This window comes from Acidocella aromatica (assembly GCF_014201825.1).
Lineage (GTDB): Bacteria > Pseudomonadota > Alphaproteobacteria > Acetobacterales > Acetobacteraceae > Acidocella > Acidocella aromatica.
The window spans coordinates 69944-87926 of the sequence record NZ_JACHFJ010000010.1; the positions used below are offsets into that span (position 1 = coordinate 69944).

At 64.0% G+C, this 17983-nt stretch carries 17 protein-coding genes; 8 read left to right on the forward strand and 9 right to left on the reverse strand.

Annotated features, from left to right (window positions below; translation table 11 throughout):
* Positions 1 to 289: 289 nt before the first annotated feature.
* Positions 290 to 2053, reverse strand: coding sequence for a chloride channel protein (locus tag HNP71_RS10705; protein ID WP_343062389.1), 1764 nt, complete (start codon positions 2051 to 2053; stop codon positions 290 to 292).
* 43 nt (positions 2054 to 2096) lie between these two features.
* Here HNP71_RS10705 and rsmA point away from each other — a divergent pair, with 43 nt between their 5' ends.
* Positions 2097 to 2933 (forward strand): 16S rRNA (adenine(1518)-N(6)/adenine(1519)-N(6))-dimethyltransferase RsmA, encoded by an 837-nt coding sequence (gene rsmA, locus HNP71_RS10710; RefSeq protein WP_183266910.1) that lies wholly within the window; start codon positions 2097 to 2099, stop codon positions 2931 to 2933.
* An 860-nt stretch (positions 2934 to 3793) separates the two neighbouring features.
* On the opposite strand, the gene HNP71_RS10715 is transcribed toward rsmA, so the two are convergent.
* The 4 genes from HNP71_RS10715 to HNP71_RS10730 form a co-directional block, all read right to left on the reverse strand.
* On the reverse strand, positions 3794 to 4210 hold the full coding sequence (locus HNP71_RS10715) for a hypothetical protein (RefSeq protein ID WP_183266911.1): 417 nt from the start codon (positions 4208 to 4210) through the stop codon (positions 3794 to 3796).
* Between the two features lie 404 nt (positions 4211 to 4614).
* Complete coding sequence (gene ftsY / locus HNP71_RS10720) at positions 4615 to 5535, reverse strand: signal recognition particle-docking protein FtsY (RefSeq protein ID WP_183266912.1); 921 nt, start codon at positions 5533 to 5535, stop codon at positions 4615 to 4617.
* A gap of 3 nt (positions 5536 to 5538) precedes the next feature.
* Positions 5539 to 6360, reverse strand: a complete 822-nt coding sequence (gene dapF / locus HNP71_RS10725; RefSeq protein WP_183266913.1) for a diaminopimelate epimerase — start codon at positions 6358 to 6360, stop codon at positions 5539 to 5541.
* A 42-nt stretch (positions 6361 to 6402) separates the two neighbouring features.
* On the reverse strand, positions 6403 to 7440 hold the full coding sequence (locus HNP71_RS10730) for a rod shape-determining protein (protein WP_183266914.1): 1038 nt from the start codon (positions 7438 to 7440) through the stop codon (positions 6403 to 6405).
* Positions 7441 to 7624: 184 nt separating this feature from the next.
* Here HNP71_RS10730 and HNP71_RS10735 point away from each other — a divergent pair, with 184 nt between their 5' ends.
* A complete protein-coding gene (locus HNP71_RS10735) occupies positions 7625 to 7828 on the forward strand; it encodes a hypothetical protein (RefSeq protein WP_183266915.1) in 204 nt (67 codons plus the stop codon).
* Positions 7829 to 7957: 129 nt separating this feature from the next.
* Positions 7958 to 8194 carry a YMGG-like glycine zipper-containing protein gene (locus HNP71_RS10740; RefSeq protein ID WP_183266916.1) on the forward strand — a complete coding sequence of 79 codons (237 nt, stop codon included), beginning with the start codon at positions 7958 to 7960 and terminating at the stop codon, positions 8192 to 8194.
* A gap of 53 nt (positions 8195 to 8247) precedes the next feature.
* On the opposite strand, the gene htpG is transcribed toward HNP71_RS10740, so the two are convergent.
* Positions 8248 to 10035: a molecular chaperone HtpG gene (gene htpG, locus HNP71_RS10745; protein WP_183266917.1), complete on the reverse strand. Its 1788-nt coding sequence runs from the start codon at positions 10033 to 10035 to the stop codon at positions 8248 to 8250.
* Positions 10036 to 10152: 117 nt separating this feature from the next.
* Here htpG and HNP71_RS10750 point away from each other — a divergent pair, with 117 nt between their 5' ends.
* Positions 10153 to 10617: a hypothetical protein gene (locus tag HNP71_RS10750; RefSeq protein ID WP_183266918.1), complete on the forward strand. Its 465-nt coding sequence runs from the start codon at positions 10153 to 10155 to the stop codon at positions 10615 to 10617.
* On the opposite strand, the gene HNP71_RS10755 is transcribed toward HNP71_RS10750, so the two are convergent.
* Entirely contained in the window at positions 10618 to 11508 is an 891-nt protein-coding gene (locus tag HNP71_RS10755; protein WP_183266919.1) for a slipin family protein, read from the reverse strand.
* A gap of 81 nt (positions 11509 to 11589) precedes the next feature.
* Between HNP71_RS10755 and HNP71_RS10760 the strand changes: the two genes are divergently transcribed.
* Positions 11590 to 12828, forward strand: a complete 1239-nt coding sequence (locus tag HNP71_RS10760) for a DNA recombination protein RmuC (RefSeq protein WP_183266920.1) — start codon at positions 11590 to 11592, stop codon at positions 12826 to 12828.
* Complete coding sequence (locus tag HNP71_RS10765) at positions 12825 to 13412, forward strand: SCO family protein (protein ID WP_183266921.1); 588 nt, start codon at positions 12825 to 12827, stop codon at positions 13410 to 13412. Before HNP71_RS10760 ends, HNP71_RS10765 begins: the two co-directional genes overlap by 4 nt.
* Here HNP71_RS10765 and HNP71_RS10770 read toward each other — a convergent pair whose 3' ends face one another.
* Positions 13413 to 15677, reverse strand: coding sequence for a mechanosensitive ion channel family protein (locus tag HNP71_RS10770; protein ID WP_183266922.1), 2265 nt, complete (start codon positions 15675 to 15677; stop codon positions 13413 to 13415).
* Positions 15678 to 15713: 36 nt separating this feature from the next.
* Between HNP71_RS10770 and HNP71_RS10775 the strand changes: the two genes are divergently transcribed.
* Both HNP71_RS10775 and alkB read left to right on the forward strand, forming a co-directional pair.
* The gene (locus HNP71_RS10775) at positions 15714 to 15902 is read left to right on the forward strand and encodes a twin transmembrane helix small protein (protein WP_183266923.1); all 189 of its coding nucleotides are present in this window, start codon (positions 15714 to 15716) and stop codon (positions 15900 to 15902) included.
* A 4-nt stretch (positions 15903 to 15906) separates the two neighbouring features.
* Positions 15907 to 16539, forward strand: a complete 633-nt coding sequence (alkB, locus tag HNP71_RS10780; protein WP_183266924.1) for a DNA oxidative demethylase AlkB — start codon at positions 15907 to 15909, stop codon at positions 16537 to 16539.
* A 52-nt stretch (positions 16540 to 16591) separates the two neighbouring features.
* Here the strand turns inward: alkB and HNP71_RS10785 are convergent, their stop codons facing one another.
* A complete protein-coding gene (locus HNP71_RS10785; protein ID WP_343062391.1) occupies positions 16592 to 17968 on the reverse strand; it encodes an APC family permease in 1377 nt (458 codons plus the stop codon).
* Positions 17969 to 17983 lie beyond the last annotated feature (15 nt).

The following is a 17983-nucleotide window of genomic DNA, read 5'->3' on the forward strand; positions in this document are numbered from 1 at the left end:
CGTTTAAAAAAGGTATAAAATAATCTATGATCTGCGTTTTTTTATAAAAAAATATATTTATTCATAAATTTTATACAGACCAACCACGCAAAATCATGCCGTTGATATTTAAAAAGGAACAAAATTGTCTGTTATGCTGCCCCACTCTACCGCCCGCCACCCGCCTCAAGCAAAAACGGGCAATTGTTTTACGAGTTTGGTGCCGTATCCGTACAATATCCACGTTATTCAGGCGTCACGCAGAAAATTTGTCACAGAGTTGTTATATGAACGGCATGTTTAAAAAACATTACTCACCAGACATCTCCTTGCGCCGCCTGTCCAACTCTTCACTGTAGCGGCGCAGGGCGTATTGCTCGGTAAGCACCCCGAGTACCCGGCGGGTCTCCGCCCCATCGACCACGGCCAGGGCGTCGGCCTCGGCCGTCTCGAACATGGCCAGAGCCTCCTTCACGTTCATCCCCGGCAGCAAAAAATGCTCGCCATGGTGCAGGATGGCCGCCACGGTCAAACTTTCCCCATTCATCGCGGCGGCTTCCGGCGGGTAGACGATGCCAGCGTAGCGGCCGGTCTCGTCCGTCACCACCACGCGCTGGGTGGCGCCCAGCGGCACATCCTGGCGGAAGGCGGCTAGGCTCATCCGTGCCTGCACGGTAACGGTGGCGGGGCGCATCATCCGCCCGACAGTAAGGGAGTGAATCCAGCCGACATCCACGGCGGAACGGATATTCTCGCCGCGCAGATGAAAACGCCAGGTGGCGAAGGAGTAGCCGAACAGCCGCCGCACGGTGATGGTGGCGGCGATGGAGGCGGCCAGCACCGCCATGGTCACGGCGAAATTCTGCGTGCTCTCCAAGGCCAGGAAGGTCATGGTCATCGGCCCGCCGACAATGGCGCTGGCCAGCCCGCTCATGCCCACCACGGCATAGAAGCCCGCGGGCATGTAAGCCACGAAAGGCATGACACCACAGATGCCCGCGAACACCTTGCCGAACAGCGCGCCCAGGAACAGCGAGGCGAAGAACAGGCCGCCCCGGAACCCTGCGCCGATGGAGAACGCCGAGGCGACCGCCTTGGCCACCAGAATCCCCAGCACAACGAGGAAGGGGAAACTAAAATCTATATAAGTATGCAGGGCCGAATGGCCCGAGGACATCGCCTTGGGCGTGACAATGCCAAACACCCCCACCACCAGCCCGCCCAGCATGGGCCGCCCCCATAGCGGAATGCGCGAGCGGCGGAAGGCGGCCTCCACCAGCGTGACGCCGCGCATGATGACAATGCCGCCAATACCGCAGGCCACACCCTCGACCAGCACGATGCCATATTCATCATGCGGCACATCCAACGGCAGCAGCACATTGAGCGGCGGCGAGGCGAAGCCCAGGATCTGCACGGTAAGCGTGCCCGCAAGCGCCGCCAGCACCACAAAGGGCAGCGTGGCGATGGAATAGATGCCGATGACCAGCTCGATACCGTAAAACGCGCCGCAGAGCGGGGCGTTGAACGCACCGCCGATGGCCGCCGCCGCGCCACAGCCCACCAGCACGCGCAGATCATTGCGCCGCAGCCGGAAATTCCGGCCCACCCAGGAGGCTATGCCCGAGCCGAGCTGGGCATAGCCCGCCTCCATGCCCACCGATGCCCCGACACCATTGGACCAGGCCGTCTGCACCGCGACGATCAGCGAGTCCCGCAGCGACATTCGCCCGCCATAGAGGGCGTTGGCCTCGATCGGGTCGACCAGATGATGGGTCCGCAGCCGCGCCAGCACCGCCATGGACAACCCCAGCACCAACCCACCCAGCACCGGCACGGCCAAGGCCCGCACTGGGTCCAGCGCCTTGGACTCCGAAAGCCCCTGCCCCGGCGGCAGATGAAACAGCACGGTATGCATCATCGTGGTGATGAAATTGATCACCACGACACCAAAGCCGCCGAACACGCCAACCACCGTGGCCAGCAGCGCCAGCCAGACCTCGTCGGCCCGCACCAGCGCACGCAGCAGCTTCGGCGCCTGCAAAAGCGATGAGGTTGCGGAACGGTCGCTCACGCCCTCACTGTTGCCACGCCCCGGCATGGGGTAACAAGCGCCCATGCCGGTTTTTTCTGCGCCTCCGCCGCCACTGCGGGACATCATCAAAGCTTTCGACCTCAGGGCCGACAAATCCCTCGGCCAGCACTTCTTGCTGGAGCCTGATCTGCTGGCGCGCATCGCCGCCGCCGCAGGGGACCTCAGCGGAGTAAATGTGGTGGAGGTCGGACCCGGCCCAGGCGGGCTGACCCGCGCGCTGTTGGGCACCGGGGCGGCGCATGTCACCGCCATCGAGTACGATCCGCGCGCCGTGGCGGCGATCACCGCACTGGCCCAGCTCACCGACCGGCTGACGATCCTGCACACCGACGCGATGCAGGCGGACATCCCGGCGCTGGTGCCCGCGCCGCGCGCCATCGTCGCCAACCTGCCTTATAATATAGGCACGCTGCTGCTGGTGCGCTGGCTGGAGCAGGCGGCGGCATATCAGTCCATGACGCTGATGTTCCAGCTTGAGGTGGCCGAGCGCATCTGCGCCGCGCCGGATACCAGCGCCTATGGGCGGATTTCCGTGCTCAGCCAGTGGCTGTGCGACGTGACGATGCAGATGCACATCCCCGCCGGGGCCTTCGCCCCGCCGCCGAAAGTGGAGTCGGCGCTGGTGCGGCTGGTGCCCAAGCCCGAGCAGCCCTCGCGCCGGGAGCTGAAGGCCATGGAGCGGCTGACAGCGGCGGCCTTCGGCCAGCGGCGCAAGATGCTGCGCGGCGCGCTGAAAAGCCTGGGCGGGGCGGAATTGCTGGAGGCGGCGGGGATCGACCCACAGCGCCGGGCGGAGACGCTGAGCGTGGTGGAGTTTTGCACCCTGCTGCGGACGCTGTTGGAGCGGGAGGGGGCGTAAGAGGAGTTACGCTTTGGGAAGCGCTGACATTTTGTTTAGGAGTTGCCGGTAAAGCGAGCTTATGCCGTGAGCTGAGGTTGTCGCGTGAATCCTAAGTTATGCGACAATCCTGATTTAGGTAAAAAACGACCCATAGCGGACGTTAATAAGAGAGCGATTTAGCGCTGTTTCGTTGTTGGATCTGCACGAAGGCGAGTCAACAAATCGTCACAAGCCAACGCCTCTCTACCAAACATCCGCTTATCGTTCTCGTTGCCGCGCTCACTGTAGAAGACTGACCATATGGCGTGATCCTCTCTGAGAACGTAGGACTCATTTCTTCCACAACCCGAGAGATCGTATGATTCTGGTCTAAAGCCTTCATTGCTTAGTATGGCTGCCAATTCTTTAACCTCCATGATCGCCCTCCTATTTAGATTAGCTCCAGCGTCTAAATGCTGTCCTGAATACGGTGCAACCGAAACATTGCTCGACATTCCCATGCGCAGACATCAGGTGCCAAAATTATGATGGTGACTCAATTCCTGCTACGGTACCGACATGAACAGCCTAACCTTAAAGAAACGAATTTAATATGGCTGAAAGTAAAAAGAAAAAATTAGCCACTAGTTTTCAGCCAAATCCTGCTGCAAGCTCAAGAATTGAGCATAGATAAAATGGAGTGACGCCATCCAATATCCCTCCGTCACCGACATAATCGCCCTGAAGCATCCCTACCAACCAGATAACCGGCGGCACCAATCCTAATAAGCACATTATCGCAAAAATCTTAGCAATGGATCGTGATGTATAAATCATCTCTATAGATCCCATCTGCTAGAGTATGTTAAAATCAAGGTCGAACCCGCTTAAACTTGCGGTTAAGTCCCCAGAGAGCCACAAGAATCTTTGTCCGGCCGAGCTAAAAGCCAAAATGTCATTGCTGAAAGTGGCGGAGAAAGAAAAAACTCCAGTCTATCTACAGATGGCACGAATGAATTAGCCAGGGCGGTCGGGCACATAGTGCTCGCTACCCAGCCAGAAAGAATCCCAGCACTCAAGTACCAATACAATTGCGTGAATTTATACTTTTCAAATATTTTGTGGACCAAGTATCCAACCGAGACACAACCAAAAATAGAGATTGGTAGCCCGACAACAAAAGTTCCGAAGGCAAACATAAAAACCCAAAAATCGACCCCTCTGGTTACAAATACTAAAATGGAGACATTTATAACAACTGCCATAATAACAGGCGCTATAGCTGCTATCAGAATTGACTTAGCAAGCTCAGTCATCGGGTAGTTTGTCCTCCTCCTCCTTCTCTCCAAGGAATGCACTCTGGACAAGTGACACCGATTTGGAATTCGCAAAAGGTAAATTTGCATCACAATATAGGCGCTCGTTTTTTGGTGATCTATGCAGATCTCAAACTTGCAAAAAGAGTTCTGTGCTTTGCTCGAGGGCAATTTACCAGAAGCCACACTAAAGGCATCGGCCACCTAATGCCTGCTTCTCTACGGCTTCGTCTCAGAAGCTACCCGTCTGCCTCCTCCCTACCCGATCACAGATTGTCGTACAAATTGTAAATTACGCGACATCACCGCCACTTAGGCTTAACCGAACGATCTCATGTCGCGCGTCTTTGTCGCTCGACACAATCTCTTGCGACAGAGACACGCGACCGCCAGCATTGCTCCCCCTACTCCCCCACCAGCGCCTTCCCAAACTCCTCCGGGTCGAACTCGCGCAGATCGTCGATCTGCTCGCCCGTGCCCACGGCGTGGATCGGCAGGCCGTATTTCTCGGCCAGGGCCACCACGATGCCGCCGCGCGCCGAGCCGTCCAGCTTGGTCACAATCAGCCCGGTCAGGTCCACCATCTCCTTGAAGATACCCACCTGCGTCACCGCGTTCTGGCCGGTGGTGGCGTCCAGCGTCAGCAGCGTGGCGTGCGGGGCTGTGGGGTCTAGCTTACGGATCACGCGGATGATCTTGCGCAGCTCCTCCATCAGCGCGGTCTTGTTGTGCAGCCGCCCGGCGGTGTCGATCAGCAGCACATCCGCGCCGATCTTCTGCGCGCGGGACAGCGCGTCATGCGCCAGCGAAGCCGGGTCGGTATTGGCGGGGGCCGTCACCACCTCCACGCCCGCACGGGTACCCCAGACTTGGAGCTGCTCCACCGCCGCCGCGCGGAAGGTGTCGCCCGCCGCCAGCACGCAGGTAAGCCCCGCCTGCTTGTAGCGCAGCGCCAGCTTGCCGATGGTCGTGGTCTTGCCCGCCCCGTTCACCCCGGTCATCAGGATGACATAAGGCTTTTTGCTCCGGTCAATCTCCAAAGGCTTGGCCACGGGAGCCAGAACCTTACCGATCTCGCCGCCCAACGTCTCGCGGATTTCCTCGGAGGTAACCTCCTTGCCGAAGCGGGTGGAACGGAAGCTCTTGATCACCCGCGCTGCCACGGCCGTGCCGAGATCGGCGGCGATGAGCTGCTCCTCCAGCTCCTCCAGCGCCTCGTCATCGAGCTTGCGCTTGGTGAACACGGCGGCGATGTTGCCGGTGATCTTGGCCGCAGAGCGGGACAGCCCGGATTTGAGCCGGGAGAAGAAAGACGATACGGCCATGTTTTACACCAGATCCGGCAGTTCGCCCGCGAAGGCGGTTTCAGCGGGGCCGCGCATCAGCACATGCCCGTTCTCGGCCCAGGTGATGAGCAGCTCGCCGCCATCCATCGCCACCGTGGCCTGACGCCCTGTGAGGCCACGCCGGTGCGCATTCACCAGCGCCGCGCAGGCGCCGGAGCCGCAGGCGAGTGTCAGCCCTGCCCCGCGCTCCCACACTTTCAGGCGGATGCGGCTCGGGCTCTCGATCAGGGCGAAGCCTATATTGGCGCGCTCGGGGAACATCCGGTGCGTTTCCAGCTTCGGGCCGATCAGCTCGATCCGCAGATGGGCGAAGCCATCGACAAAGAAGGTGGCGTGCGGGTTGCCCATGGAGCAGGCGGCGGGGTCGGAGACCGGGCCGAGCGCCAGTTGCAGATGCAGCGTATCCGCCGGACCTACGAGCGGGATGTCGCCCCATTCCAGCAGCGGCGTGCCCATATCCACCTCAACCAGACCCGGCCCCAGGATTTCCGCCTTCAGCAGGCCAGAGATGGTGCGGATGGTCACCCCGCGCTCGCCGGTTTCCTCGGCCAGCAGGGCGGCCACGCAGCGCGTGGCATTGCCACAGGCGCCGCTTTCGGAGCCGTCGGCGTTCAGGATGCGCATGAAGGCGTCGGCCCCGGCTTCGTCGGGCTCGATGATGACGAGCTGGTCGCAGCCCACGCCTAGGCGGCGGTCGGCAATGTGGCGGATGGCGGCGGCGGAGAGGTTCAGCTGCGTCGTGCGGGCATCCAGCACCACGAAGTCATTCCCCGCGCCATGCATTTTTAAGAAGTGAAGCGGCATGGCGCTAAATTAGCGCGCCATGCCGGGGGCGGCAAACCGCCGTTAATACATGGAAGATGTGACTTGGCGCAGGTTGCGCTCCTCCAGCGCACGGCCGGTGCCCAGCGCCACGCATTGCAGTGGGTTCTCGGCCACCATCACCGGCAGACCGGTGGCCACGCGCAGCACTTCGTCCAGCCGGTGCAGCAGCGCGCCGCCGCCCGAGAGCATGATGCCCTTGTCCACGATGTCCGCCGCCAGCTCCGGCGGGCAGTTCTCCAGCGCCACCTTGATTGCCTCGACGATCTGCCCGACCGGCTCGGCCAAGCTCTCGGCGATCTGGCGCTGCGTCACGGTCACTTCGCGCGGCACGCCGTTGATCAGGTCGCGGCCCTTCACATGGCGGGTCGGGCCGTCATCGTTTCTGTCCATCCAGGCGGCGCCGATATCCATCTTGATGCGCTCGGCCGAGCTTTCGCCGATCAGCAGGTTGAAGGCGCGGCGGATGTAGGAAATGATCGCCTCGTCCATCTTGTCGCCGCCCACGCGCACGGAGCGGGCATAGACGATGCCGCCCAGCGAGATCACCGCCACCTCGGTGGTGCCACCGCCGATATCGACGATCATGGAGCCGGAGGGCTCGGTCACCGGCAGGTTGGCGCCGATCGCGGCGGCCATCGGCTCTTCGATGAGCAGCACTTGGCGCGCACCGGCGGACTCGGCGGATTCCTGGATGGCGCGGCGCTCCACGGCGGTGGAGCCGGACGGCACGCAGATGATGATCAGCGGCGAGGCATAGCCGCGGCGGTTATGCACCTTGCGGATGAAGTGCTTGATCATCTCCTCCGCCACCTCGAAATCGGCGATCACGCCGTCGCGCAGCGGGCGGATGGCCTGGATGTTGCCCGGCGTGCGGCCCAGCATCAGCTTGGCGTCCTCACCCACGGCGAGAACCTGCTTGCGGCCCTTGATCTCCTGCATGGCCACCACGGAGGGTTCCGCCAGCACGATGCCACGCCCCTTCACGTAGACCAGCGTGTTCGCGGTGCCGAGATCGATCGCCATATCGGCAGACATCAAACCGAGAAGTTTGGAAAACATCGAAAACCCTTCCTGCGGCAGACCCGCCGCCGTGCCGCGAAAATCCCAGAGATATAGCGCCAGACGCGCCATCGGGGCAGGGCTTACAGCCCGCGCCGCCGGGGGGCAAGCCCGAATTGCGCCCTTCAAACGCCACAATTCCCGGTCCATAAGGGGAATCTGAACCACGACGAGGTGAGATGCGATGAACGCCAAACCCTTGGCGGCGATCCTTCTGGCGGCGTGCCTGGGCCTTGCCGGCTGCGGCAACGGCACGGAAACGCGCACGGCGTGGGATTCCGCCGTTTTTGGCACGTTCGCCGGCATCGGCCCGGGCGCGGGGGGCATTTGCAAAGGCACAAACGCCGCGGCCGCGGCACCGCCCGCACCGCATGGCTCGCCCCCGTAAGAGCCGGTTGTCGGCGAATAACAGCTGGATGAAGAAAGCGTCATTCCCCCGTTCAGCCGGGGGATGTGGGTTGAATTCCCGCCTTGGGCAGGAGACACCCCACACGGACAAACTACTGGAGTATCGACTATGTCCCGTAAATTCCTGGCCAGCCTGGCGCTGGCATCCTCCCTCCTCGGCCTTGCCGGCTGCGGCGATTCCACTGGCCAGCGCGCGCTTTCGGGTGGCGCTATCGGCGCGGGAGCGGGTGCCATCATCGGCTCCGTCACGGGCATGGGCGCTGGTACGGGCGCCCTCGTCGGCGGTGCCGCCGGTGCCGTGACCGGCGCCGCCACCAACAAGCGCCAGATCAATCTCGGGAACTAATCCCCGGGAACCGACTGCGACGGAAGGGGGGCCAAAAGCCCCCCTTTTTGTTTTCAGGCTCCGGCGATGGCGGCGGCCACGCGCCGCACGAAGGCCGCAGGGTCCTCGGGCAGATCGCCCTCCTGCAGCTTGGCGAGGTCCAGCAGCAGCCCGGCCTCGTCCTCCACGCTCTCGCGCGTGGCCAGGGCCTGCACCAGCTTGTGGCTGGGGTTGATCTCCAGCTTCGGCGGCAAGCCGAACACCGGGCGCCCGGCCCGGCGCAGCAGGCGCTGCATGGCAAGATCCGGCCCGCCCTCGGCCGCCACCAGCATGGCGGGGCTGTCCTGCAGGCGGGTGGAGGCGGACACGGCAGACACTTTGCCATCCAGCGCCTTGGCCAGCTTCTCGCACAGGGATTTCACCGTCTCATCCGCCTCTGCGGCCTCGAACAGCGCCCCGGCCTGGGAGACGCTAGTGAGCTTCTTCTCCTTGTAGGTGCCCAGGCGCGCGGGCCAGAAGGCGTCGATCGCATCGGACAGCAGCAGCACCTCGAACCCCTTGGCGGCGAAGCCTTCAAGCTGCGGCGAGGTCTTCAGATGTCCGGCCTCACCCGCCAGGTAGTAGATCGCCTCCTGCCCTTCCGGCATGCGGGCGATGTACTCGTCCAGCGTGGTCGAACCCTCCCTGGTGGACTCGAAGCGCAACAGCCCCGCGATATCAGCCGCATGGCCGGTATCCTCGTAAATGCCCTCCTTCAGCACCACGCCGAAATTCTCCAGGAAGGCCTTGAACGCCTCTGGCTCCTTGGCCTTGGCCTTCAGTTCGGAGAGCACGCGGTTGACGAGCGCCTTGCGGATCTTGTCCAGCACCGGTGTGGCCTGGAGCAGCTCGCGGGAGACGTTCAGCGGCAGATCCTCGGTATCCACCACGCCGCTGACGAAGGAGAGCCAGTGCGGCAGCAGCTCGGCCTGGTCAGTGATGAACATCCGCTTCACGTGGAGCCGGACTTTCGACGCCCGCACATCCTCGACCGGCATGAACGGCTTGGAGGACGGGATGAACAGCAGCGCCGAGAATTCCAGCGTGCCTTCCGCACGCCAATGGATCGTCGCCCAGGGCTCGTCGAACTGATGCGCCACATGGCGGTAGAAATCGGCGTATTCCTCGGCCGAAATCTCGCTCTTCGGCCTGCGCCAGAGCGCCTTGCCCTCGGTCACGGGTTTGAACGCGCCGTCCTCCTCCAGCTCGATGGGCAGAGCGATATGGTCGGCCCATTTGCGGATGACGGTCTCCAGGCGCAACGGCTCCAGGAACTCCTCGGCATCGGGCTTGATGTGCAGGAGGATGGTGGTGCCAGGGGCTTCCCGCGTCGCGCTCTTCAGCGTGTACTGGCCCTTGCCGTCCGAGACCCATTCCCAGGCCTCGTCGTGCCCGGCCTTGCGGGAGATGACTTCCACTTTGTCCGCCACCATGAAGGCGGAGTAGAATCCCACGCCGAATTGGCCGATCAGGCTGGGCCGGTCCTCGGGCTTCTTCTCGGCGAGCTGCGAGGTGAAGGCGGCGGTGCCGGAGCGGGCGATGGTGCCCAGATGGTCCGCCAGCTCCTCCTTGGTCATGCCGATGCCGCAATCCTCGATGCGGATGGTCTGAGCCAGCTTGTCCACCGAGATGCGGATGGCCGGATTCTCGGGCAGGGCCAAAGCCTCGTCCGACAAGGCCAGGAAGCGGCGCTTATCCGTGGCGTCGGCGGCGTTGGCCACCAGCTCGCGCAGGAAGATCTCGCGGTCCGAGTAGAGCGAATGCACCACAAGGTCGAGCAGGCGGCCGACCTCGGTGCCGAAATTACGTGTTTCTTCAGTCATGCGGTCCTCGTTCTGGTGGCGCGTAATTTATGAAAACCAGTCCAACTCTCCAAGAGGGTAGCGGCATACTTGCGGCGCTGTTATGGGGCGGGCCGCAACCAGTTTTCGGAGCTTCCCATGGCCGCAAACGCGACCTTCACCCGCCTCAACCGCGCCAATCTTGGCGATCTCGTCGCCGCCGCACAGGACGACGACCCACGGGCCCTCGCCAATTTCCTGGCCGAGGCCGGGACCTCGGTGGCGGAGTATGACGGCGATGGCGAGATCTTCTCCGTGCTGCTGCCCATCCTGGCGGACGATTACGACATCGACCTGGAGACCAGCGAGAACGCGACCCTGGCGGACATCGCCGAGGCGACCGACACGCTGGTCTTCATCCTCACCCAGGACGACCAGGACCGTTACCTCGAACAGCTAGCCCCGGATAATTTCGACGCCAAGGAGCTGGCCGAGCTGTACGAGGACTTCACCGAGGACGAGGCCGACGGCGCCGGCGAGGCGATGCTGACGGCTATCGGCGCGCTGCACCAGGCGCTCGGCGAGACTGACGCCGAACACGTGATCGTGGTGACGGCCGGGTAACTACGCGCTCGGCACGGAGCCGGGCACGGGCGACATAACGGGCAGCGCGGGAGACTGCGCCGCCGGCGGCACGTTGAGCGCAATGGACGCGCCCAGGGCGTTGGCCATGCCGGTGGGCACCAGGATGGTCACGCCGCGATCCTTGTTCATGTCGTAGATCAGGCCCATCTGGCGGATCTGCAGCGCCACCGGGTTGTTTGCGTAAATATGCGAGGCGGCGGCGATCTGCTCGGCGATGGCGACCTCGGCGCTGGCCAAGGTCACGCGCGCCTCTTTCTCTTTCTCGGCCTGGGCGTTGCGGCTCATCGCGTCGTTCAGTTCGGGCGGGATCTTCACGTCGCGGATCTCCACCGCGATATCGCCAATGCCCCAGCCATCGGTCTTGCGGGCGATCAGCGCCTGCAACTTCTCGTCCACCAACTCGCGGCTGGCCAGCAAATCCGAGAGCCGAGTGGCGGAGATCACCTCGCGCAGCGAGGTCTGCGCCACCTGGGCAACCATATTGCGGTAGTCGGTAAGCTCGGTGGCGGCGCGCTTCACGTCCGTCACGCGCCAGAACAGAATGGAGTCCATGGTCACGCTCACGGCATCGGCGGTCAGCGTGTCCTCGGCCGAGATGCGCGTGGATTGGCGGCGGGTATCCACCACCGTGTAAACATTCTCGAAAGCCGGAATGAGGAAATACAGCCCCGGCCCTCGCACCCCGGCAAAGCGCCCAAGGAACAGAACCACCGCGCGCTCCCACTCGGCGCAAGTGCGCAGGGTGATGCCGAGAATGATGCCGACGGCGATCAGCGCGATGCCGATGCCCGTCAGGCCGAGGAAGTAGATAGTCGCGGCGCCGATGGCGGCGAAAAAGACGGCGATCAGCGTGACGGCATTGTTGTTCATGCGGCCCTCCTGGGGTTTGCGGCTCAGGCTAGCATGCAACTGTTTTGCCTGCGACTCGCTGTCCCTGCTACCCATGGGGGCATGAGCAGTGAATTCTTGATGGCGTTTGTGGCGGCAATCCTGGCCCTGGTGGCGGCTGGCTTGGCGGGTTTGGCTTGGCAGGCGGCGCGCGGCGCGCCGCAGCGCCTGGGGCTGACGCTAGACAAGCTGTTGGCCAATGAGCGCGCCGAGGCGGAGACGACCCGCGCCTTTCTGGCCGCGGCGGAGGGGCGGCTGACCGCTGCGATCCAGGCCGGGACGACCGAGGCGCTCTCGCGCGCGTTCAGCCAGATCAGCGCCGCGACCCAGAACGTGGCCAGCACCGTGGACGGGCTGCGCCGCCAAGCCGCAGAAGACGCGCAGAAGACACTGGCGCTTCTGGAATCACGCCTGACCACCATCCAAAGCTCAGTGAACGAAAAGCTGCACGATGCGGTGGAACAGCAGATGACCGTCAGCTTCGCACGGGTGCTGGAACAATTCGCCCAGGTGCAGCAGGCGATGGGCGAGGTGCAATCCGCCGCCGCACAGATCGGCGACCTCAAGCGCCTGTTCTCCAACGTGAAGACCCGTGGCGGCTGGGGCGAGGCGCAGCTCGGCGCCATGCTGGAGCAGATCCTGCCCCCCGGCGCGTTCGAGCGTAATTTCGCGGTGAAGGACGGGGCGCGCGAGCGTGTGGACTTCGCCCTGCGGATGCCGGCGCGCGAGAAGCTCTGGCTGCCCGTGGACGCCAAATTCCCCACCGAGGATTACGAGCGCCTGCTCGCCGCCGCCGACGCCGCCGATAACGAGGCCGAGCGCAGCGCACGCGACGGGCTGGCCGTGCGCGCGCGGCTGGAGGCGAAGAAGATCCGGGAAAAATACATCTCCCCGCCGGAGACTGTGGATTTCGGCGTGATGTATTTGCCCAGCGACGGGCTGTTCGCCGAAGTGGCGCGTATCCCCGGGCTCATCGACGATGTGCGGAGCCGGGAGAAGGTCATCATCCTCGGCCCGACCCTGCTACCCGCCATGCTGCAAACCATCCATCTCGGCCATGTCACGCTGGATTTGGAGAAGCGCGCCGGCGAGATAGGCAAGCTGCTGGGCGCCACGCGCGGCGAGATGGTGAAGATGGACGATGTGCTGGCCAAGCTTGCCGCCAATGCCAGCGCCATGAGCAATAATATCGAGAAGGCCCGCGTGCGCACTCGCGCGGTAAGCCGGGTGCTGCGCAATGTGGAGATGGTGGATGGCGCCCCCGCCCAGGTGCTGCTGGGGCTGGAGAACGAGGAAGAGTGAGCCCGCGCCGCCGCTCCCTGCTCGCTTTACCCGTGCTGGCCCTTGCCGGGTGCCATCATGATCTTTCGCCACAGGATGTGAGCGTGCGCGGTCTGGTCCCGGACCTTGCCTTCACCATGATCGACGCCGCCACCGGCCAGAGCATGACCGGGGCGGATATGCGAGGGTCGGTCACGCTGCTCTATTTCGGCTACACGCATTGCCCGGATGTCTGCCCGGCGACGCTGTATAATCTCCAGCGCATCCAGGCCCGCATGGGCGCGGCGGCTTCCAAGGTGCGGGTGCTGTTCGTCACCGTGGACCCGGACCGCGACACCCCCGCCCTGCTGGCGCAATACGCGGCGCTGTTCGGGCCCAACGTCACCGGGCTGCGCGGCACGCCGGATGCGCTCTACGCCCTGGCGCGGCGCTACCGCGTGGTGTTCTCGGTGAGCAAGGCGCCCACATACACCGTTACCCATTCAGCGGCGGTGTATGTGTTCAATGCCCAGGGACAGGCTGAATTCATCATCGCCGGGCTGGATACGCCGCAACCCGACCTCGACGGCATCGCCCGCGATCTACGCGGCGTGGCCGCCGAGTAACTACTGCGAGGACAGCCCCAGCAGCGCTTGACGGTTATAGGGGATCTCGATCCCCTCCTCGGCGAAGCATTTGACCACCCGGGCGTAGAATTCACGCCGCACGGCCCAGTGCTGGCCGGGGCCGGTGCGGATCTGCCCGGTGACGATCAACCCCAGCGCGCCGAACTCGTCCAGCCCAAAGAGTTGCAGATCGTCGCGGATCATGTCGCCCCATTTCTTATCCTCGCGCATGGCCTTGGCGATCTCGCGCAGCACAGCGAAGACATGGTCGATATTCTCGCGGTAGCCCACCGTTATGGAAATCTGCGCATAGCTGAAATCGCGCGTCATGTTGGTGACGGTGCCGACCGATGAGAACGGGATGATGTTCACCGAGCCATCGGAGCCGCGCAGGCGGATGGTGCGGATGGACAAGCGTTCCACCGTGCCGCTCAGCCCACCGAGCGAGACGGAATCCCCCACCTGCATTGCGTCCTCAAGCAGCAGAAAAAGCCCGGTGATCACATCCTGCACCAGCTTTTGGCTGCCGAAGCCGACCGCGATGCCCGCAACGCCAGAGACCGCGAGCAGCCCGGTGGCGTTCACGCCGATCTCGGCCAGGGAGGCGAAGAAAGCGACCAGCAGGATGACCGTGCCGATGGTGGCGCGCAGCAGCGGCGCCAGCGTACGCAGGCGCGAGGCTTGGCGGGTGCGGCCGTCATCGGTCAGGCGCTCGACCCGCCGGTGCAGCAGGATATTCGCGCCCTCCCACAAAACCAGCGCCACGGCGATGGTGATGACGATGGAGACCAGCGCGCCGAGCAGGCCGCGGCTCAATGGGTCGGTGAGCAGGGAGCTGAAGACATCCACTCCCCAGCCCTGCAGAATAAGCAGCAGCACCAGCACGCCGATAACGATGCGGATGAACACGCGGATGAGCGGGTTATAGGCCCGCGCGCGCGCCGCCAGCATCGGGTGGCGCACCTTGGCGGCCATGGGGTCGGGGAAGGCGCGTTCGAGCAGCACGGTGCTGCCCGTCCAGGCCAGGCGGCCAAGGAGCAACGCCACCGCCAGCACCAGCACCACGCGCAGCAGCACGATAAAGGCGTTCGGCACCCCGCCCGCCAGCGCCACCCACAGCGCCAGCACGTAGAACAGCGCGAAATAATGCCACAGCCCGCCTAGCCGCTGGCGCAGCGCGGCGCGCGCGCCCTCGGCCCCGGCCGGACCGGAAATCCAGCGCCCCACCAGCGCCCGGCTCTGCCAGATGCTGACCGCGAGTTCGAGGTGCAACACCAGGGCGACAAGCCGCCCCAGGACATTGCCGCCATCTTGCGGCAACCCGAGGATCTCCGCCGTGGCAATGAGGCTGTAGCCGACGAAACCGGTGGCCAGCAGCACGAAGACGCGCTGCATGATGGCCTGGGCGCGCGGGCTGGGCATGGCGATGAGGCGCAGCTGAGCGGCGGCGGGGGCGATGAGCAGGCGCACCGCCTCCTGCGCCAGACGGCAGGCAAGATAGGCGTTACCGATGCCGGTGATGGCCAGATGCGCCGGACGGCCCTTCAGCACGCCATAGGAGATGAGCAGTTGCAGCCCCACGGCAAAGCCGATGAGCGGCAGCAACCCAAGGACAAACCGCAGCAGCGCGAACACCAGCCGCCGCGACCAGGCCAGCACCGAGACGCTACGGTCGGTGCGTTTCTCCAACTCCCCCGCCTCGGCATCGGCCAGGCCCTGCTCGTCCTGATCGGGCAGGAATTCGGCCCGCCGGGGCTCGGCGTAGCGCAGGCAAAGTGCCGCCGGGCGGCGCAGGAACAAGCGAAGTGCCGCCTCCAGCAGCAAGGCGGGCAGCAGCGCGCAAACCAGCCCAAGGCCGATGGCCCTGGCATCGGCCAGGCGCTGCGGCGAGGCGGCGAGGCTCTCCAGCCAGAGCAGCACGGGGGTAAGGCGGGTGGAACGATGCACTGCCCCGGCGACATCCTCGAAAGTCTGCCGGGCCTCGCCGCCAACCGCGCTGGCGATGGAGAAACCCAGCGCATCGGTGCCGAAGGGCGTGGCGCCGGTATTGTCTGGCTGCGGGGCGGGCACGGCATTGGCCAGCGCCGCCAGCGGCGAACCGGGAATAATGGTGGTGGAGGCCTTGGCCGGAGCCGCGCTGCCGGTGGCCGGGCTGGCCTGCGCCAGGGCGGGCGCGCTGTGGCAGAGGGCAAGCAGAAGAACGAAGATGGAGGCAAAGCGCATGGCCGGAACTGAGGTGGGATTGGCGGGGAAGTCAACCGCCATGCTGGGCAAAGCGGCCCGCACGCTTATATTGGAGGCATGAAGATATTTCTCCTGGCCCTGCTGGCGCTGGACATGCTGGCCGTTGTCGCCGTAATGCTGGCCGGAGCGCTGGGCATGGCCAACCCGGAGCGCGACCCGCGCCGCTCCAACCGGCTGATGCGCTGGCGCGTGATTCTGCAAGGCGTGGCGGTGGCTCTGGTGCTGGCGCTGATGCTTGCCGGATAATCCCATGACGCCCGATTTGTTCGGCGAGACGGCGCCGCCAGGGCTTGCCTATCTGCCCGGCTTCGCCTTGGCCGAGGAAGCGGCGCTGATCGGGGCCGCGCTGGGGGTGGCCGCGGCAGCACCGCTGCGGGTGATGTCCACACCCGGAGGGAAGAAAATGTCCGTCGCCGCGACGAATTGCGGCGCGGCGGGCTGGGTGAGCGATGCGCGGGGATACCGCTACGAGCGGCGCGACCCGCTGACCAGCCTGCCTTGGCCCGCCATGCCCGGGCTGTTCCTGACCCTGGCGCAAGCGGCGGCGGCCCAGGCGGGGTTTGCGGGTTTCAACCCGGATGCCTGCCTGATCAACTGCTACGAGCCCGGCGCGAAAATGGCGCTGCACCAGGACAAGGACGAGGCGGACCTCACCGCGCCCATCGTCTCCATCTCGCTCGGCCTGCCGGCAGTGTTCCTGTGGGGCGGGGCGAACCGCTCGGACAAGCCCGCGCGCCTGCCCCTGCATAGTGGCGACGTGGTGGTCTGGGGCGGAGCCACGCGGCTGAATTTCCACGGCATCGCGCCACTGCCCTCGGGCCACCATCCGCCGCTCGGCGCCGCGCGGCTGAACCTGACCTTCCGCCGCGCGCTGCGCGCATAAAAAATCCGGGGCCGCGAGGCCCCGGATCGGAATTGAAGGCTAGTGCTGCAGCTTATTCTTCAGCCAGAATATCCGACACACGCTTGCCGTAGCCGGACGGGCGGTAGAACAGGATGCCGATAACCAGACCGCCAATGCCCACGATCTTCACCGTGAGGTTAAAGGTGGTCAACGCATAAAGCCCAAGGCCGAACAGCGCGAAGGCGCTGGCTGCGGGGAACAGCACGTAATGCACGAAATCCCACAGCGAGGTCTTGATACTGTCCTTATACACCCAGGCGCAGACCAGTCCGGCGAGGCCGTAATAATAGCAGACCTGCACGGCGATGGCGCTGACCGAGTCCGCCAGGATGGTGGAAACGGAAGGCTGGAAGCTGGAGATGAGGATCACCACCAAGCCAACCGCCAGCAGCAGGTACATGGTGCGAACCGGGGTGATGGTTTTCTCATGCACCTGGCCGAAATAGGGCGGCAGGGCATGGTCGCGGCCCATGGCGAACAGGGTGCGCGAGAACTGCAGCATGGTGGTTTCCAGCGTCGCCACCGAGGAGAGGATCAGCACCAGCGAGGCGGCGTAACCGCCGGTCTTGCCGAGGCCCGATTCCACCGCGACATGATAGATCAGGTTGTCGGAGAAGCCGGTGGAATCCTTGAGCGAGAAGATCAGCAGCGCCGCAACAGTGAAGGCGATGAACGAGGCGATGGTGGCGAAAATCGACAGGAACCCGCCCTGGCCCGCCGCGTTGTAGTGCTGACCCTTGGTTTCCTCGGCGAGGTTGGCCGTCACGTCCCAGCCCCAGTACAGGAACACCGTGGCCAGCGCCGCCGGAGCAAAGCTGCCAGCAGGGTAGTTGAAGCCGAACCAGGACCAGGAGAACGGGTTCACCACATGCCCGGACGCATGTACGAAGGCCGCGATGGAAATGATGAACAGGATGCCAAGCTCGATGGTGCTCATCACCACCTGGATCTTGCTGGTCAGCTCGATGCCGGTGATCAGCACAACGCCGATGGCAATGAACCACACCGCGCCGATGCCGGTGGTGAGCCACACATTGCTGGCGAGATTGGGGTCGAAGAGGTCGATGGTGGCGGTGCCCAGCGGCACCGAGCCGGTGACCATGAACACCATGGCGGCAACCAGAAGCGCCCAGCCCGAAAAATAGCCCAAAAATCCGCCAAACACGGATTTGGTCCATTCATAAGCGGCGCCCGCATTGGCCATCTTGGCCGAAAGCCCCTTATACGCCACGGCCACGCCAAGCATCGGCACGGCAAATATCAGCAGCGCGTTCGGGGCGACCATGCCCGCCGTGCTCAGCAGCCCGGCGATCGCCACCGCGATCGAGAACCCAGGCGCGGAACCGGCCACGCCCATGATGATCGACTCAAAAAATGATAGAGAATTAGCTTTTAGTTGGTTACTCACCCCGTCCCCCTACTT

Excerpts from the sequence above, each read along its gene's own strand:
- rsmA (WP_183266910.1), top strand. The coding sequence starts at position 2,097 with ATGCCGGTTTTTTCTGCGCCTCCGCCGCCACTGCGGGACATCATCAAA.
- HNP71_RS10715 (WP_183266911.1), bottom strand. The coding sequence starts at position 4,210 with ATGACTGAGCTTGCTAAGTCAATTCTGATAGCAGCTATAGCGCCTGTT.
- ftsY (WP_183266912.1), bottom strand. The coding sequence starts at position 5,535 with ATGGCCGTATCGTCTTTCTTCTCCCGGCTCAAATCCGGGCTGTCCCGC.
- dapF (WP_183266913.1), bottom strand. The coding sequence starts at position 6,360 with ATGCCGCTTCACTTCTTAAAAATGCATGGCGCGGGGAATGACTTCGTG.
- HNP71_RS10730 (WP_183266914.1), bottom strand. The coding sequence starts at position 7,440 with ATGTTTTCCAAACTTCTCGGTTTGATGTCTGCCGATATGGCGATCGAT.
- HNP71_RS10735 (WP_183266915.1), top strand. The coding sequence starts at position 7,625 with ATGAACGCCAAACCCTTGGCGGCGATCCTTCTGGCGGCGTGCCTGGGC.
- HNP71_RS10740 (WP_183266916.1), top strand. The coding sequence starts at position 7,958 with ATGTCCCGTAAATTCCTGGCCAGCCTGGCGCTGGCATCCTCCCTCCTC.
- htpG (WP_183266917.1), bottom strand. The coding sequence starts at position 10,035 with ATGACTGAAGAAACACGTAATTTCGGCACCGAGGTCGGCCGCCTGCTC.
- HNP71_RS10750 (WP_183266918.1), top strand. The coding sequence starts at position 10,153 with ATGGCCGCAAACGCGACCTTCACCCGCCTCAACCGCGCCAATCTTGGC.
- HNP71_RS10755 (WP_183266919.1), bottom strand. The coding sequence starts at position 11,508 with ATGAACAACAATGCCGTCACGCTGATCGCCGTCTTTTTCGCCGCCATC.
- HNP71_RS10760 (WP_183266920.1), top strand. The coding sequence starts at position 11,590 with ATGAGCAGTGAATTCTTGATGGCGTTTGTGGCGGCAATCCTGGCCCTG.
- HNP71_RS10770 (WP_183266922.1), bottom strand. The coding sequence starts at position 15,677 with ATGGCGGTTGACTTCCCCGCCAATCCCACCTCAGTTCCGGCCATGCGC.
- HNP71_RS10775 (WP_183266923.1), top strand. The coding sequence starts at position 15,714 with ATGAAGATATTTCTCCTGGCCCTGCTGGCGCTGGACATGCTGGCCGTT.
- alkB (WP_183266924.1), top strand. The coding sequence starts at position 15,907 with ATGACGCCCGATTTGTTCGGCGAGACGGCGCCGCCAGGGCTTGCCTAT.